Raw genomic sequence first — 15812 nt, forward strand, 5'->3', positions numbered from 1 at the left:
CGCGTCCCCTGGAATGGAAATCAACGGTTTTCATCAGTTAACTTTATTTTAAAACAAAAAAGACTGTAGGCAAACTCGAATTTCTTCGAGTTTGTCTACAGTCTGAAGCCATGTTCGAATGACATGGCTTCTGTTTTTTAAACTATTTGTTTTTTTATTTTCTTTATTTGCTGTTGAGATATTTAAATGGCATGTGACTACTTTTTTAGTTGTTCTATATATTCAATATATCGTCTATGTACTGTTGCTTTACTGATTGGTATCCCCAATCCTGATAACGTAGTGGCAATTTCAGCAAACGTTAAGCCTTTTTGACGAAGCTGTACAATTTCTTCTACCGGCACTTCTTTTCGTTCACGCCCTTCAATATTTCCACGGTTTTTTAAATTATTTTGGGGTTGATATCCATTTTCTACTGCTCGACGCATTCCTCGACGAATTTTTGCATTATGCATACGGCGCTGATACTCTTCAACTACAGCCAATATTTCGAGTAGCATCGTATCCATCTCGTTTAATACTACAGGACCAGCATCATTCAATGTATAAACAGTCGCCTCGTATTTTTGTAAAAGATGGAGAACTGCCATTCTTGCATTCCCTCGTCCTAAACGTGTTTCGTCTTGTACAAATAATGCTTTGATTTTATATTCTCTCATATAATCGAGCATATCCAGTAAACCATCACGTTCCACGTCATAGCCACTATGTTGATCCGTAAAAATCTCTACTTCTTTAAAACCGAATGTTACAGCATATTTCGTCAGTTCTTCCTGTTGACGCAGCAACGATGTTTCCTGCGCACTTTTTTCGGTACTGACACGGCAATAAATAACTGCTTTAGTTTTTGTCATTATTATCTCTCGCTACCTTAATTGTCGACACATCGGAGGAGTCATTCAACTGGACAATATATTGTGCTTCCTTTTCAACTGGCACCACCAATATTTGCCCTGAAACAACTTTTCCATCTCGTAGGCCGTTTTCTTTTTTCACTTCGTTAATCCAATCATGCGTTGCCATTTTACCACGATAATGTTCCGCAAGCGACCATAAAGTATCCCCTTGTTCGATAGATACTTGTTCGTATAATTCTATATTATCGTCTTTATGGAAGATTAATACTAATAACACAATAGAGAACATTAGAAACATTGATGTAAAGCTATTTAATTTGATTTTTTTCATAAGAAAAACCCCTCTTTCGAATATACGTTCGGAATGTTTGTTCTCATAATAATACGAACATATGTTTTTGTCAATCGTTTTTTCGAACTTATGTTTGCATTCGTGTTCGCATACTGCTATACTTACACTAAGAAAAATAGCATGATAAAGAGGTGAGTTAGTTGACACAAAAAATTTCCAAACGACAAGAAGCTATTCTAACTTTTATAAAAGAGGAAGTTCGTTCAAAAGGCTATCCGCCATCAGTTCGTGAAATTGGAGAGGCTGTAGGCTTAGCTTCTAGCTCAACTGTCCACGGGCATTTAGCTCGATTAGAGAGTAAAGGGCTTATACGTCGCGATCCTACTAAACCGCGTGCCATTGAAATTTTGGATCAAGAAGAGCTATCAATAGCTAAACAAGGTGTAATTCACGTACCATTAATCGGTAAAGTTACAGCTGGTTTACCTATCTCGGCCATTGAAGATATCCAAGAATATTTCCCGTTACCCGATGCATATGGTTCATCAGAAGATGAATTATTTATGCTTGAAATAATGGGTGAATCAATGATTGAAGCCGGCATATTAAATGGGGATTACGTTATTGTCAAGAAAACTTCCACTGCGAGCAATGGAGAAATCGTCGTTGCAATGACCGAAGAAGATGAAGCGACTGTCAAGCGTTTCTATAAAGAAAAAACTCATTTCCGCTTACAGCCTGAAAACAGTTCGATGGAGCCAATCATTGTTAATCAAGTATCTATTTTAGGAAAAGTAGTTGGGCTATATCGAAATATTCATTAATTAAGAAGCTTGCCATTCTAATAGAATCGGCAGGCTTTTTCTATTTCAAACAAAAAAGACCCAGCCGAAATCGACTGGATTTTCCTCTACTTTTTACATGCATTTATAAAACTTCTAAATAAACGTTGCGCATAAACATCACCATTTGGCGCCAACTCTTCAGGGTGCCACTGAACAGCAACACAATAAGGATGGGATTCGTGTTCGATTCCCTCAATAATACCATCTTTTGCAACAGCCGATGTGACTAGCCCTTTCCCCAGCTTACCTACTGATTGGTGATGGAAAGTGTTTACACGAAAAGATGCTTCACCAAAAATCTCTTTAAATCTTTGTGTTTTCACATCCACAGTATGGGCTAATTCTCCGCGCTTGGATGGTTGCTTATGTTGGACTATATTTTCCACCTGTGATGGAATATCCTGAATGATCGTCCCCCCAAAGGCTATATTCATAATCTGCTGTCCTCGGCAGATGCCTAGAATGGGTATTTGTCTTTTAAATGCTTCATTCATTAGCAAAAGATCGCTATCATCACGCTTTCGCACTACGCTCCCAATATTAGGGTGTGGCTCTTCATTAAATATTAATGGGTCAATATCCGCACCACCAATCAATACAAGGCCATCAACAATAGCCAATAGAGCCTCTACATTTTCTGCTGTCGCATTCGGTATACAAATCGGAATGCCACCTGCTTGTTCTATTGATGTTAAATAGACATTATTAATATCCATTTTTTTATCAAAGTCATACATCGTTAACCCAATAATCGGCTTCATTCCTTCTATCCCCTTAAAGTTAAAAGATAATTCAAATAATTTAAATTATACTATTATATCGCCTTAGATGACTACAAAAATTTATAAAAAAAGGGATTGCTTAAATGCAATCCCTTTACGATTAAACAATTTCGAGTTGTTTTAAAAAATATTGCTTAATTTCTTTCCAATTATGAACGCGTGTATATCCTTCTTCCGCCGTATTGTATGGCATTGAATACAATAGTCCTGTTCCTTTAAATGACGCAAGCTGCCTTGGATTGTCGTCAATTAAATAATCGGTATGTATAACCGCTTTATTCCCGCAAAATACAATATTTTGTGTTTTAATGAATGGTAAATGTTTGATTAGCCAATCATATTTGGCAGTAAATGATCCTGGTACATCCATTGCAGCAGTAGCTATAAAAATTTCATAATGCTCCTGAAGCTCCTGAATGACTTCAATTGCATCTTCATCTAGTAACGCCAAATCGCGGAAGTAATCTGGCTCATTTAATAGTGCAAACAGTTTCTTTGCATCTTCACGTGGTAAATCACGCTGTGTAGTCAACAAAAATTCTTCTTCCGTAAAGGAAGTACCGAAATTCTCATTGTAAGTAATACGTAACTTTGAATAAAAGTCAGCTAATACTTGGTCCATATCAATTGCAATACTTTTTTTCATGTAATTGGCCTCCTTGGAATTTCCTAATTTTAGTTTATACAATTATATTGTGAAATAACAAGGTATTACTCTCTACAATTAACAACGAACATATTTACGTTTAAATCCGATACGCCCTTTTTCAACTTGCTTTACTATTTCTGCATACGCGTGTAATTTTCCGGGCTTTTTTCCTTCACGCTTAATTTCCACTACACCAATATCATTAGCAATTTGCAATGCTTCATTATGTAAAGGCTTAAAAGAAACACCGACAGTCATTACAAAGTTATTCATCGCAACTTGTGTACGTAGCGGTACCAAATTGATATTTTGTTTTACCTGTTTAAGCATTCCCCGCAGTTTCTCAACTGAGAACTCCTCATCTTTTCTATTACCGAGGAGCCAGCAATAACAATGCCAGCCAGCAGACATTTTCAACTCGTCTCCACTTGCAATCCATTTATCACTTACTTGTTGGGCAATATCGGATTCTGCTAATGTAACTGCAACCACATAATCAGATATCATATAAAAATAAGCCTGGTCCATCCATCGATTATAATCTGCTTCCGACATTGCTTTTGAATCGGCGATGATTCCTGCAAAGTACATTGCATCATAGTTACCCGTTGCATATAATTGTTCTGCAAGTTCATGGTTTATTTTTATTTGCTTAACATATGGTTTCATCGATCCAATCGTTACACCAAATACTGGCTCCTTGGCCCCGTTTGACATATATATTTTTTTTGTACGTTCTTTTCCTAATGTTTCTAATTCCTGTATTACAGTATTGAAATCCATATTAGTATCCTTTCTGAATTGATAAGTTGTTCTTACTCGATTGTTTTAATAATAAAATACTCTTCTCTATTGAAGTTTCAATATAGCCGACTATTTGCTCCATTGTAAATACAGTAAGCGGTATTTTGAGTATTTCTGTATCATATTGCAGGTCACTTAAAATACTAGGAATAAATGCAGTTACTTCCTCATGGGAAACCTCCTGCAAATAACATATTTCAAAGGGCTCTTTCAATAATGCAGAAAGCTGTTCATTCAAATGATAGTGCTCAACTAATTGTGCATTTAAAATTTTAAAATCGTTATGATAAGCATTCAACAGTTCGGGCTTTGCTTCCAAACGATTTTTTAACCAAGGGATGAAAAATCCCTGCAACCATAAATCATCGGCAATTAAATGTACATAATAACCATTGATATAGTTTTTTGAAACCTCATTTTTATACTTTTTATAAAATGCTTCGTAATTAATTGTTCTAGTAAACCTTTGTAGCTCTCCACTGTAAAAATGTGATGCGTCTTTAGCCATTATAGCTGCATCTGCTGCAATTCCACCTATTATAAATGTTGCTTGATCTTGTATGTTTAATGCCTCTGCCACTTTATAAGCAATAATAGCATGCATAATTCTTGAGCCCATAAGTACCTCCATTATAGTATGTAATTTTAAATTCAATTTAACAGATAAAAATCCCTTTTATTAAAAAGTTAAAATATACCACAGCATAATAAAGCAACCTCTGAACAGAATAAATTCAGGAGGTGATATTCATGAAAAACAACAAAAACATGAATACTGAATTTGGAATGGAAACAGACGTTAACAAGGTTATTAAGCAAAACCAGCAGGCTGAAGCCAAAAAGCAGCAAGCTTCTGGTTTATACGCTAATAACGGTTTACAAAAAAATCCAAGTTCAAAGAACGCGGAATTTGGTATGGAGACCGATGTGAACCAAGTTAAAAAGCAAAACCAACAAGCTGAAGCTAAAAAGCAGCAAGCTTCTGGTATTTTTGCAAATAGTGGTTTACAAAAGAAACTAAGTTCAATGAACGCGGAGTTTGGAATGGAAACAGATGTAAGCCAAGTTAAAAAGCAAAACCAACAAGCTGAAGCCGAAAAGCAGCAAGCTTCTGGATTATTTGCTAAAATTCGTTCCCAAAACGGTAATAAATAATCGAATATCATCCCCAAACCGGCAATTTTTATTGCCGGTTTTTTTCATTAAAAAAGAAAAAAAGCGTTGGAGCTTAGTGCCCCAACGCTTTCTTCTTAGTACATTTTCATATATTGATCACGTTCCCACTGGTGGACAGTTGAACGGTTTCTGCTCCTATATAATAGGTGGAAATTTAGTTCACTAGGAATGTTGATAAATCAATGTTTTGGGGAGTTCGTTCATTATAAAACACTGCAGAAAATTATTAGTTTGTGGGCAATTTGTGGGCAAAGTAGAAAATCATTTGTGGGCAAATTTTATACAAGAAAATATGCATATTGGTAAAGGTTATCCACAGTGTTTATCGGACGTGCTATTTTACCTTTTGATCCATTCTTGACGATGGCTAATTAAAAGTTTTCCCTATCATCAACCCAAAAATGAAATCTGCAAAAGGATATTTTACATAAATTATCCAAGATAGTATAATAATTCAAAGCCGTTATATGCAGTCCAATACGGCTATTAAATACTATTGGTAAAATCATTATTGCTATGCAATTGAACAGGAGGATAAACTATTGCAAAAGAAATTAAAAATAATTGAAGACAGAAAAGCTCTTCTTTTAGCTATTGCTTTATTAATATTTATTTGGATCTTTTTCAGTAATTACTGGCATTATCCATCTCCACCATTTGAGTCTCTCACTTCAAAAGAGGTTATTCGTATTTTCGAGGAAGAAAGTTCTGAGAGCGGATTTTTGAAAATTGCTACTGAAAATAATTTTGATTGGTATACATGTAAGGATACTATCTGTATAGACAAGAATATATTTTTCCCCCTTTCAGAGAGAGGTTGGGATAAACAAGATATAACTCCATATTATAAACCGAACGGAAAACTTATACGTATTGAGCATATTTACACTAAGAATCAATTTGCCGGTAACTTAGGCACTACTCTAAAAATAGAAGTATACCATTGGGTGGATAATGAAGATATTATTTTTTTGAAAATACCTCAAGATGTAGATTTTTAATTTAGATAAATTTAAACCAAGGCATATTTAGATAAATTCTAAATATGCTTTTTTATATTAAAAAGGATATTCATTTAGGAATAAAATGTAAATAATAATTAAACATCATATAAAATTAAAAAAGGGTAGGCCAAAAATAAATTCTATAAAATAAGGAGTGATAGTATGAAAAAAGCAATTGGAAGTTTACTGTTCATATTTGCGTGTATCATCCCAACTAGTGTTTTAGCTTCAGAAATTAAAGGCGATACTGAATATTCGTCTATTCAACAAGATGTAAAGTTAGAAAAACGGGCACAGGAAATAAACGATTACTTTGTCAAATTAGAAGAACTTAAAATTCAATTAGAAAAAAGCGCTTCCAAAGTTGAATCTGCAGTGAGTAATGGTATGAGTACACTCAACGCCCTTTCAAATTATGAGTCTGCCCTACAACAATATAATGATTACGAGAGCAATTCAATAGATATTGTTGGACTTGAAAAATTAGAGAGCGAAGCCCCATCAGTTCAGCCATTTTCCACAAAAAATAATGCAACGGTTAGATGGAAGCCCTCTTTCAAGATCAACGTTATGGAATGCCTTTAAATCCGCTCAAGAGCACCTAGAACTTGAGCCAATTCCAATTCACTCTACACGGCACACGCATGCTGCTATGCTTATTGAAGCTGAATGGGATATGAAATCTATTGCTGATAGACTTGGTCATGAATCGCCAACAACTACTATCAATACTTATGCACACATATCGCATAAACATGCAGAAAATACACTTCATAATTTTGATGAATACATGGAAAAATTGGGGCAATAAAAAAGTTTGTGGGCAAAATGTGGGCAATAAAAAATCAGCTTGTGGGCAGCTAAAAGTATAAAAGCGTTGGAGCCTACAGCCCCAACGCTTTCTTCTTAGTACATCTTCATATATTGATCACGTTCCCACTGGTGGACAGTTGAACGGTACATATCAAACTCAATTTCTTTTGCTTCTTTAAAGTTTGCATAAATGTGGTTGCCTAATGCTTTTTGCACAACCTCGTCTTTTGCAAGTAATGTTAACGCGTCGTCTAAAGCTGCTGGTAAATTATCGATGCCGTTTGCTTTACGCTCTTCTTCGTTCATTACATAAATGTTACGGTTAATTGCTGGTGGTGGAGTTAACTTTCTACGAATACCTTCTAAACCAGCCTCTAAAATAACTGCCATCGCTAAATATGGGTTTGCAGATGGATCAACTGAACGAACTTCTATACGTGTTGAAACTCCACGAGAAGAAGGAATACGGATAAGCGGTGAACGGTTTTGCGCTGACCATGCTACATAACATGGCGCTTCATAACCTGGTACTAAACGTTTATATGAGTTAACTGTTGGGTTTGTAATTGCTGTAAAGCCTTGTACGTGCTCCAGAATCCCCGCCATAAATTGCATCGCCGATTCAGATAGGCCTAATTCAGTAGACTCATCATAAAAGGCATTTTCTTTTCCTTTAAATAAAGAAACGTTAAAGTGCATTCCTGATCCGGCTTCACCGAATAAAGGTTTTGGCATGAATGTAGCATGTAAGCCATGCTTACGGGCAATTGTTTTAACAACTAACTTGAATGTTTGAATATTGTCACAAGCCGTAATTGCATCTGCATATTTAAAGTCGATTTCATGTTGGCCAGGTGCAACTTCATGATGTGAAGCTTCAATTTCAAAGCCCATTTCTTCTAACTCTAAAACGATGTCACGACGGCAATTTTCGCCAAGATCTGTAGGTGCTAAATCGAAGTAGCCACCATGGTCATTTACTTCTAAACTTGGTTCACCTTTTGAATCTAATTTAAATAAGAAAAATTCTGGTTCAGGACCTAAGTTGAAGTTTGTAAATCCTAACTCTTCCATTTCTTTTAATACACGCTTTAAGTTGTTGCGTGGATCACCAGCAAATGGCGTACCGTTTGGATTATAAATATCACAGATGAATCGCGCTACTTTCCCTTTTTCGGCAGTCCATGGGAAGATCATAAATGAATCGTAATCTGGGTATAAGTACATATCCGATTCTTCAATACGTACGAAACCTTCGATTGAAGAGCCATCAAACATCATTTTGTTATCCAATGCTTTATCTAGTTGGCTTACTGGAATTTCTACGTTTTTGATTGTGCCTAAAATGTCTGTAAATTGTAAACGAATGAATTTTACTTGTTCTTCTTGTACGAGTTTCTTAATGTCTTCTTTTGTGTATTTACCCACTAAATTCCACACTCCTAAAATTGTTCAGTAAACGATTCTTACCAAAGTTATATAATTTACACGCTATTGATAAAAGCGTGATAAATCCCCTTGTCGAAGAGATGTTTTTTGCATGCGTTGTGCTTGACGCATTTCTTCACGCAAAATTTTACGTAAATCTGAATCTGAAATAACCTCTTTACTCGCCTGCTGGATCGCTGGATCATTTTTCATGTCAAATACTTTTTTTATACCTGCCATGTTAATACCCTGTTCAAGCATATCCTTAATTTCCAATAAGATATCGACATCATTTAATGAAAACATCCGACGATTACCTTCTGTACGGTGTGGCTGAATTAAATCATGCTCTTCGTAATAACGAATTTGTCTGGCTGTTAGATCCGTTAATTGCATGACGATACTTATCGATAATAGTGGCATTGAACGTCGAATTTCACTACTCATTTAATTCACCTCCCTTACCGCTATATTACGACTTGTTACGTTCATTGTCAATTATATGTTAGAAAAACTGACATACAGTGTTTAAGTTAGCATTTTATATACTGTTTCTAGAGAGGTGATGAGCAAATAATGAACTGACAATATACTATTACCCTTTTTTGTCAACTTTATAACAAACAAAAAAATCGCCCGTTAAATTGGACGATTTTTTACAAATTAAGTTAGTCTTTGTACAGCAGCACAAATCGCATATTTAACATGTTCATAAGTTAAGCCACCTTGTACAAAAGCTGTATATGGAGGACGAATCGGACCATCCGCTGTCAATTCAATGCTTGACCCTTGAACGAAAGTTCCTGCTGCCATAATTACGTCATCTTCATATCCAGGCATATACGCAGGTTCTGGTGCGAAATGAGCATTGATTGGCGATGCTGCCTGAATTTCACGACAAAACGCTACCATTTGTTCAGGAGTACGGAATGCTACTGACTGAATTAAATCTGTACGTACATCCGTGTAATGAGGGGAGGTCGTCATACCGATTTCTTCAAGCATTGCCGATGTAAAAATCGCGCCTTTTAAACTTTGCGCGACTATATGAGGTGCCATGAAAAAACCTTGATAAAAATCTGCTAACGTATTCAACGATGCACCAGCTTCTGCACCAATCCCTGGGGATGTCATACGGTATGCGCATTTTTCCACTAAATCTGTACGCCCTGCAATATAACCTCCTATTTTCGCAAAGCCACCGCCAGGATTTTTAATTAAAGAACCCGCCATTAAATCGACGCCTACTTCCGTTGGTTCGAGCAATTCAACAAATTCACCATAGCAATTATCAACAAATATAACTGCATTTGGTGCAATTTCACGAATTTTTAATACCATCTGGGAAATTTGTTCAATTGTAAAGGATGGTCGTGTGGCATAACCTTTTGAGCGTTGAATTGCAATCATCTTTGTATTTTCATTAACTGCATTTTTCACACCTTCCCAATCGATTTCCTTATTTCCGATTAAATCAACATGAGAATAGCCAATCTTAAAATCCTTTAATGATCCTGTATCCTTTTCACCACCGTCGACGATTGATTGAAGTGTATCGTAAGGCTTCCCTGTAATATAAAGAAGTTCATCACCCGGACGCAGAATGCCAAATAGACTTAATGTAATTGCATGTGTACCGGATATAATTTGAGGACGCACAATCGCCGCTTCCGCTCCAAAAGTTTCCGCATATACACGCTCTAAATTGTCGCGACCTTCATCATCATAGCCATATCCGGTAGAAGGATGCAGATGAAAATCACTTACTTGATTATTTCGGAAAGCAGCGAGCACCTTTTGTTGGTTATAAAATGCACGATCATCTACCTGCTGATGATAAGTACGTACTTTTTCTTCCACTTTCGTCGCTAGCTTTATAGTTTCAGGTGTTAATAATGATTGAAATGCCATAATATTACTACTCCATTCTGTACAAACTGTAACCATTATACCTTAAAAAAATTAATTTTGACGAATGTTTGAAAAACTGCTATCCTTCATGGCGATAGTATTATTTGGGAGAGATGTTTATGGCTTGGGAGGTATTCAGTGTTATTGGAACAATTGCATTTGCAATATCAGGTGCAATTGTGGCTATGGAGGAAGAATATGATTTATTTGGTGTATATATATTAGGAATTGTTACCGCTTTTGGTGGGGGTGCAATCCGTAATATATTAATTGGTTTACCCGTCTCAACACTATGGAATCAGGAAATGATGTTTCAAATTGCACTGTTTGCAATTACCGTTTTCTTTTTAATACCTCATCACCTCATAAAGCATTGGAATCGTTGGGGAAATGTTACTGATGCGATTGGATTGTCCGCCTTTGCGATTCAGGGTGGGATGTATGCTGTACATTTAGATTTGCCACTTGCCGCTGTTATAGTAGCAGCTTTATTGACTGGAGCTGGCGGTGGTGTTGTACGTGACCTTCTTGCGGGAAGAAAACCTATTGTATTGCGCCATGAAATATATGGGGTTTGGGCTGCTAGTGCCGGCTTCTTGTTGGGTCTTGAAATCTTTCAGGGAGATTTATTTTTATATATATTATTTGTCCTAATTACCGCTTTGCGTATTTTATCGTATACAAAGGGCTGGGGATTACCATCAAAAAAAATTAACATAGCAAAATAACAGAAAAAAAAGCTGTATCAAAAGTTAATGCGACTTTTGATACAGCTTTTTAAGTAATAAAGTAAACGAGCTGGCTACTATCGTAAAGGTATGTCCAAAATAACACTGCACATTCACCTATCAATAATTACTTGAATTCCAACTCTCCATCATAGGCCATCATGCCGCCTTCTAGATTCGTTACATCAAAGCCTTTTTCTATTAAATATTCACAAGCATTCGCACTACGAACGCCACCTTTACATACAACAATATAAGACTTTGAACTATCTAGTTCATCTGCACGTTCCGGAACTGAGCCAAGTGGAATATGTACTGCACCTGGGATCATTCCGTGCTCCACTTCAAAATCTTCACGTACATCGATTACATGCAAATCTTCATTTGCATCCAATAAATTGATCAGTTCATCTGTTGTCATTGTTTTCATTATAATTCCTCCAATACTTGTACCATCTTAGTCATTATAATCAAACAATTAATATTGCGCTACCGTTTAGCCGGATTACTCTTCTTCATCAAGTAATGTAACGTTTTTGGAAGGAACAAAGGTAGAAATGGCATGCTTGTAAATTAATTGCTGTTTCCCTTCCGACTCCAGTAAAACAGTAAAATTATCATAAGATTTAATTAAGCCTTTTAATTGGAAACCATTCAATAAAAATACCGTTACAAAAACATTATTTTTACGTAAATTATTTAAAAACGTATCCTGCAAATTCAGTGATTTCATCATCGTCCAATCTCCCTTACCATAAAATACATGCAATAGTTAACTATTCGTTATCCATATATGATATACCTTTTAAAATTTTAAATTAAACTAATTATCTTGTTCCAGTCATTCCCGATCCATGAGATATCCATTTTATTGCGGAAGTAGGTCAATTGGCGTTTAGCGTACCTGCGGGAGTTTTGCTTAATTTGTTCGATTGCTTCTTCAATCGTTACTAAACCATCAAAATATGCATATAATTCTTTGTAGCCAATAGCCTTAATCGACTGTACATCCCGGATGCCTGCATCATATAATGCACGTACTTCTTCAAGCAATCCTGCTTTCATCATTAAATCTACACGTAAATTTATACGTTCATATAATTTCTCGCGATCCATGTCTAAGCCAATTATTAAATGATTGTATAAAGGAATATTTCCACGGTTGAATTGCTCTTCCGCTCGTGACACACCGGCAAGCTCTGCCATTTCCAATGCACGTATGACGCGTCTCGTATTATTCGGGTGAATTTCTGCCGCAGAAACCGGATCAATCTTTGCCAACTTAGTATGCATCGCCTCTGGTCCTAATTTCACAAGTTCTTCATAATATTGAAGACGTGCTTTTTCATCGACTTCTTGCTTTGTAAATTGAAAATCATAGAGAACGGATTGCACATAAAGTCCTGTTCCTCCTACGATAATTGGCATTTTACCGCGGGCTTGAATTTCTTCAATTTTCCCTCGGACTAGTCGTTGATATTCCGCTACGGAAAATGCTTCTGTAGGTTCTTTAATACTCAGCAGATGATGTGGAATCCCTTCCATTTCATCATCAGTGATTTTTGCTGTACCGATATCCATATTGCGGTATACTTGCATTGAATCCCCATTAATAATTTCCCCATCTATTTCTTTTGCTAAACGTATGCTCAGCGCTGTTTTACCAGATGCTGTAGGGCCAATAATGGCCACTACATCAATTTTATTATTCATCTTTTAACCACCGTACTATTATTTCCATTACTTGATCCTTCTTTTTTTCATTTAATATTTCATGTCGCATTCCTTCAAGCAAATGTACCTTCACATGTTCCAGCCCAGCATCCACAAGCTGTTTACCTGTGCGAAGAACACTTTTTCCATTTTCATCTGCAATCGGGTCAAGTGTACCGCTTATAAGCAATATTTTTAAATCAGGGCGAATTCGTTCATTTTGACTTTTATTTTTTAACGTGAGAATCCCACCGGTTAAATCCGAAAAAAACTGGTGCGTCGCGATAAAACCGCATAAAGGATCCTCAATATATTTTTTCACTTCGTCGTCATCAGTAGTGAGCCAGTCAAAGTTCGTTTTTGGATTTTCTATGTGCCGGTTAAAACCTGCAAAACTAAGCTTATGCATTAGGAGGCTTTGCTCTTTTGCGCCTTGCAGCTTCACTAATTGACCTGCAATGGCATGACCGGCTTCATGTAGTAATTTCGAAGAACCTGTACCACTTAATACTAAGCGTTCAATCATTCCGCTATGTTGCTGTATGAAGCGTCGAGCGATAAATGAGCCCATACTATGACCAAATAATATAGGACGACTTACACTATCTTCTTTAAAATATGCGAGTATTTCATATACATCCTCCACTACACGGTCAAAACCATTCTGATCTCCATAATAACCGAGCATACCATTTTTTTGTGCTGTATATCCGTGACCTCGATGATCATGGGCCGTTACGAAATAGCCTTCTTCACAGAGTTTTTCGGCAAAAGCTTCATAGCGTTGACTATGCTCTGCCATTCCATGCAAAATATGAACATGTCCCATCGTTACTTGATTTGGTTTAAAAGTGCGCACAAATATATCGTGTCCATCTGACATTGTTACAAAGAAAGATTGCTGTTCCAAAAACTCCACCCCTTTTAGGAATTTACATTACTCGTTTGAACATTTTCTCGACTTCATATGATGTAAAATGAATTAAAACAGGGCGTCCGTGGGGACATGTAAATGGATTATCTGCTTTTCGCAAATCATTGATCAGTCTGTCCATTTGCTCTTTATTTAAATAATGATTTGCTTTAATCGACTTTTTGCAGCTCATCATAATAGCTGCATCTTCACGCAATTTTTTAATATCTGTTTTCCGTACTTTTAAAACTTGCTCGATCAATTCTTCAATAACTTCCTGCTCTTCCCCTTTTGGAAACCAAGTCGGATATTCCCGTACAACAAATGACGATAGTCCAAATTCCTCCAAATAAACACCTACTTCTTCAAGTGCTTCTTTGGATTCTTTTAAACGCAAAGCCTCATCTGCAGCATAATGAAATGTTAAGGGCATTAGTAATGTTTGACGTTCATTTGCATTTACTTCTCCCACTTTATCACGGTAATATTCATATTTAATTCTTTCTTGGGCAGCATGTTGGTCGATTAAATAAAAGCCGTCTTCCATTTGAGCCACTATATAAGTTCCATGAATTTGGCCGACAACTTCAACGTCTGGAAAATGACGTTTCACCTCAGGCTGAACAAATGGCTGTTCATCTTGTATAGGCTTTGATTCAATTGGCACTGCAGGTAATTCCGTCTCGGGCACTTCATTATGGACGTCCGCGTATTGTACAGAATGCTGATTTCCAATTGAAATTGGTGTATGCGGTTCTTTTACAACTGAAGAATCACCCGATAATCTTTCCACAATAGTCGTTAGCTTATTCTCATCAAATACCGGTGCCGATGCTTTACTTGGATTCCAAATATTCATTTGCTCTTGCTGCGGACGAATTGGCTTTTCCTTTTTTTCGGCAAGCGGAATCCGAATTTCTTCACGAATAGCCAAGCGGATTGTATCTTCAATTAACTTTAATAGCTCTGGCTCTTTACTTAATCGAACTTGATGTTTTGCAGGATGTACATTGACATCCGTTAATTGTGGATCCCCTTCTACATAGAGGAGCACGATTGGAAACCGCTCAATTGGTAAATACGTATGGTAGGCATTAATAATTGCCTTTTGAATGACGAAATGCTTGACCCACCGCCCATTGACGAATAATGACATATAATTTTTCGACGCACGGGTTACTTCTGGTAGGCTGGCAAAGCCATGGATCTTATAGTCATTATTACTAGCTTCAAATGGTAGCATTTTTTTTGCATGATGTGCTCCATATATTGCTGATAGTACTTGCTGTACTTGGCCGCGTCCATTTGTTTGAAGCAATGTTTGATCATTATGCACTAATTTTATCGCGATCGTTGGGTAGCCAAGCGCAATCCGATTAATAAAATCAATTGTATGCCCTAGCTCCGTTTGAATCGTCTTTAAATATTTTAATCGTGCCGGTGTATTGAAAAAGAGCTGGGCTACTGTAATATCTGTCCCACGGCGAAGCGCAGTAGGCTGATGCTCTTTTAAATGGCCGCCTTCTAAATATAAATGCACACCCCCATCTCCATCCGATGTGCGCAGAGTTAATTTAGAGACAGAGGCAATAGATGCCAATGCCTCACCGCGAAAGCCAAGTGTGCGGATTCTGAATAAATCCTGCTCTTTTTCTATTTTTGATGTGGCATGTCGTGAAAAAGATTTAAGTGCATCTTCTTCATCCATTCCACTGCCGTTGTCTATTACTTGAATAGAGCTAAGACCAGCTTCTTCAAGAAAAACTTCAATCGATGTACTGCCCGCATCAATTGCATTTTCAACTAATTCTTTGACGACGGATGATGGACGTTCCACTACTTCACCGGCTGCAATTTTATTGGATAGCCACTCATCCATTATTTGAATTTTCCCCAA

20 protein-coding genes are annotated in these 15812 nt (G+C 36.7%); 6 read left to right on the plus strand and 14 right to left on the minus strand.

Annotated features, from left to right (window positions below):
- Positions 1-197: 197 nt before the first annotated feature.
- A complete protein-coding gene (locus H9632_RS02965) occupies positions 198-854 on the minus strand; it encodes a YneB family resolvase-like protein (RefSeq protein WP_191702641.1) in 657 nt (218 codons plus the stop codon).
- Positions 841-1188, minus strand: coding sequence for a cell division suppressor protein YneA (gene yneA, locus H9632_RS02970; RefSeq protein ID WP_191702642.1), 348 nt, complete (start codon positions 1186-1188; stop codon positions 841-843). Before yneA ends, H9632_RS02965 begins: the two co-directional genes overlap by 14 nt.
- Before the next feature lie 161 nt (positions 1189-1349).
- Between yneA and lexA the strand changes: the two genes are divergently transcribed.
- On the plus strand, positions 1350-1973 hold the full coding sequence (gene lexA / locus H9632_RS02975; RefSeq protein WP_191700274.1) for a transcriptional repressor LexA: 624 nt from the start codon (positions 1350-1352) through the stop codon (positions 1971-1973).
- Positions 1974-2059: 86 nt separating this feature from the next.
- Here the strand turns inward: lexA and H9632_RS02980 are convergent, their stop codons facing one another.
- The 4 genes from H9632_RS02980 to H9632_RS02995 all read right to left on the minus strand — a co-directional run bounded on the left by H9632_RS02980 (position 2060) and on the right by H9632_RS02995 (position 4848).
- Complete coding sequence (locus H9632_RS02980) at positions 2060-2755, minus strand: gamma-glutamyl-gamma-aminobutyrate hydrolase family protein (protein ID WP_191702643.1); 696 nt, start codon at positions 2753-2755, stop codon at positions 2060-2062.
- A gap of 121 nt (positions 2756-2876) precedes the next feature.
- Positions 2877-3422 (minus strand): 5' nucleotidase, NT5C type, encoded by a 546-nt coding sequence (locus tag H9632_RS02985; protein ID WP_191702644.1) that lies wholly within the window; start codon positions 3420-3422, stop codon positions 2877-2879.
- A gap of 78 nt (positions 3423-3500) precedes the next feature.
- On the minus strand, positions 3501-4208 hold the full coding sequence (locus H9632_RS02990) for a DNA alkylation repair protein (RefSeq protein ID WP_191702645.1): 708 nt from the start codon (positions 4206-4208) through the stop codon (positions 3501-3503).
- Position 4209: 1 nt separating this feature from the next.
- The gene (locus tag H9632_RS02995; RefSeq protein ID WP_191702646.1) at positions 4210-4848 is read right to left on the minus strand and encodes a hydrolase; all 639 of its coding nucleotides are present in this window, start codon (positions 4846-4848) and stop codon (positions 4210-4212) included.
- 131 nt (positions 4849-4979) lie between these two features.
- Between H9632_RS02995 and H9632_RS03000 the strand changes: the two genes are divergently transcribed.
- The 4 genes from H9632_RS03000 to H9632_RS19110 all read left to right on the plus strand — a co-directional run bounded on the left by H9632_RS03000 (position 4980) and on the right by H9632_RS19110 (position 7220).
- A complete protein-coding gene (locus tag H9632_RS03000; RefSeq protein ID WP_191702647.1) occupies positions 4980-5384 on the plus strand; it encodes a gamma-type small acid-soluble spore protein in 405 nt (134 codons plus the stop codon).
- Positions 5385-5947: 563 nt separating this feature from the next.
- Positions 5948-6406 carry a hypothetical protein gene (locus H9632_RS03005; RefSeq protein ID WP_191702648.1) on the plus strand — a complete coding sequence of 153 codons (459 nt, stop codon included), beginning with the start codon at positions 5948-5950 and terminating at the stop codon, positions 6404-6406.
- Positions 6407-6571: 165 nt separating this feature from the next.
- The gene (locus tag H9632_RS03010) at positions 6572-6994 is read left to right on the plus strand and encodes a hypothetical protein (RefSeq protein WP_191702649.1); all 423 of its coding nucleotides are present in this window, start codon (positions 6572-6574) and stop codon (positions 6992-6994) included.
- Entirely contained in the window at positions 6939-7220 is a 282-nt protein-coding gene (locus H9632_RS19110) for a tyrosine-type recombinase/integrase (RefSeq protein WP_191702650.1), read from the plus strand. The genes H9632_RS03010 and H9632_RS19110 overlap by 56 nt, the downstream gene beginning before the upstream one ends.
- 95 nt (positions 7221-7315) lie before the next feature.
- Here the strand turns inward: H9632_RS19110 and glnA are convergent, their stop codons facing one another.
- The 3 genes from glnA to H9632_RS03030 form a co-directional block, all read right to left on the minus strand.
- A complete protein-coding gene (gene glnA, locus H9632_RS03020; protein ID WP_191702651.1) occupies positions 7316-8650 on the minus strand; it encodes a type I glutamate--ammonia ligase in 1335 nt (444 codons plus the stop codon).
- Between the two features lie 63 nt (positions 8651-8713).
- Complete coding sequence (locus tag H9632_RS03025; RefSeq protein WP_191700280.1) at positions 8714-9097, minus strand: MerR family transcriptional regulator; 384 nt, start codon at positions 9095-9097, stop codon at positions 8714-8716.
- 216 nt (positions 9098-9313) lie between these two features.
- Entirely contained in the window at positions 9314-10561 is a 1248-nt protein-coding gene (locus H9632_RS03030) for a methionine gamma-lyase family protein (protein WP_191702652.1), read from the minus strand.
- A gap of 119 nt (positions 10562-10680) precedes the next feature.
- Here H9632_RS03030 and H9632_RS03035 point away from each other — a divergent pair, with 119 nt between their 5' ends.
- Positions 10681-11289 carry a trimeric intracellular cation channel family protein gene (locus tag H9632_RS03035; protein ID WP_191702653.1) on the plus strand — a complete coding sequence of 203 codons (609 nt, stop codon included), beginning with the start codon at positions 10681-10683 and terminating at the stop codon, positions 11287-11289.
- 127 nt (positions 11290-11416) lie between these two features.
- Here the strand turns inward: H9632_RS03035 and H9632_RS03040 are convergent, their stop codons facing one another.
- The 5 genes from H9632_RS03040 to mutL form a co-directional block, all read right to left on the minus strand.
- Entirely contained in the window at positions 11417-11719 is a 303-nt protein-coding gene (locus H9632_RS03040; RefSeq protein WP_191702654.1) for a rhodanese-like domain-containing protein, read from the minus strand.
- Positions 11720-11794: 75 nt separating this feature from the next.
- Positions 11795-12022 carry an RNA chaperone Hfq gene (gene hfq, locus H9632_RS03045; protein WP_191702917.1) on the minus strand — a complete coding sequence of 76 codons (228 nt, stop codon included), beginning with the start codon at positions 12020-12022 and terminating at the stop codon, positions 11795-11797.
- An 80-nt stretch (positions 12023-12102) separates the two neighbouring features.
- Positions 12103-13002 (minus strand): tRNA (adenosine(37)-N6)-dimethylallyltransferase MiaA, encoded by a 900-nt coding sequence (miaA, locus tag H9632_RS03050; protein ID WP_191702655.1) that lies wholly within the window; start codon positions 13000-13002, stop codon positions 12103-12105.
- Complete coding sequence (locus H9632_RS03055; RefSeq protein ID WP_191702656.1) at positions 12995-13912, minus strand: alpha/beta fold hydrolase; 918 nt, start codon at positions 13910-13912, stop codon at positions 12995-12997. The genes miaA and H9632_RS03055 overlap by 8 nt, the downstream gene beginning before the upstream one ends.
- A gap of 22 nt (positions 13913-13934) precedes the next feature.
- Positions 13935-15812: a DNA mismatch repair endonuclease MutL gene (gene mutL / locus H9632_RS03060; protein ID WP_191702657.1), complete on the minus strand. Its 1878-nt coding sequence runs from the start codon at positions 15810-15812 to the stop codon at positions 13935-13937.

The sequence above is a fragment of the Solibacillus merdavium genome, from assembly GCF_014836935.1.
In the GTDB taxonomy this organism is placed as follows: domain Bacteria; phylum Bacillota; class Bacilli; order Bacillales_A; family Planococcaceae; genus Solibacillus; species Solibacillus ferritrahens.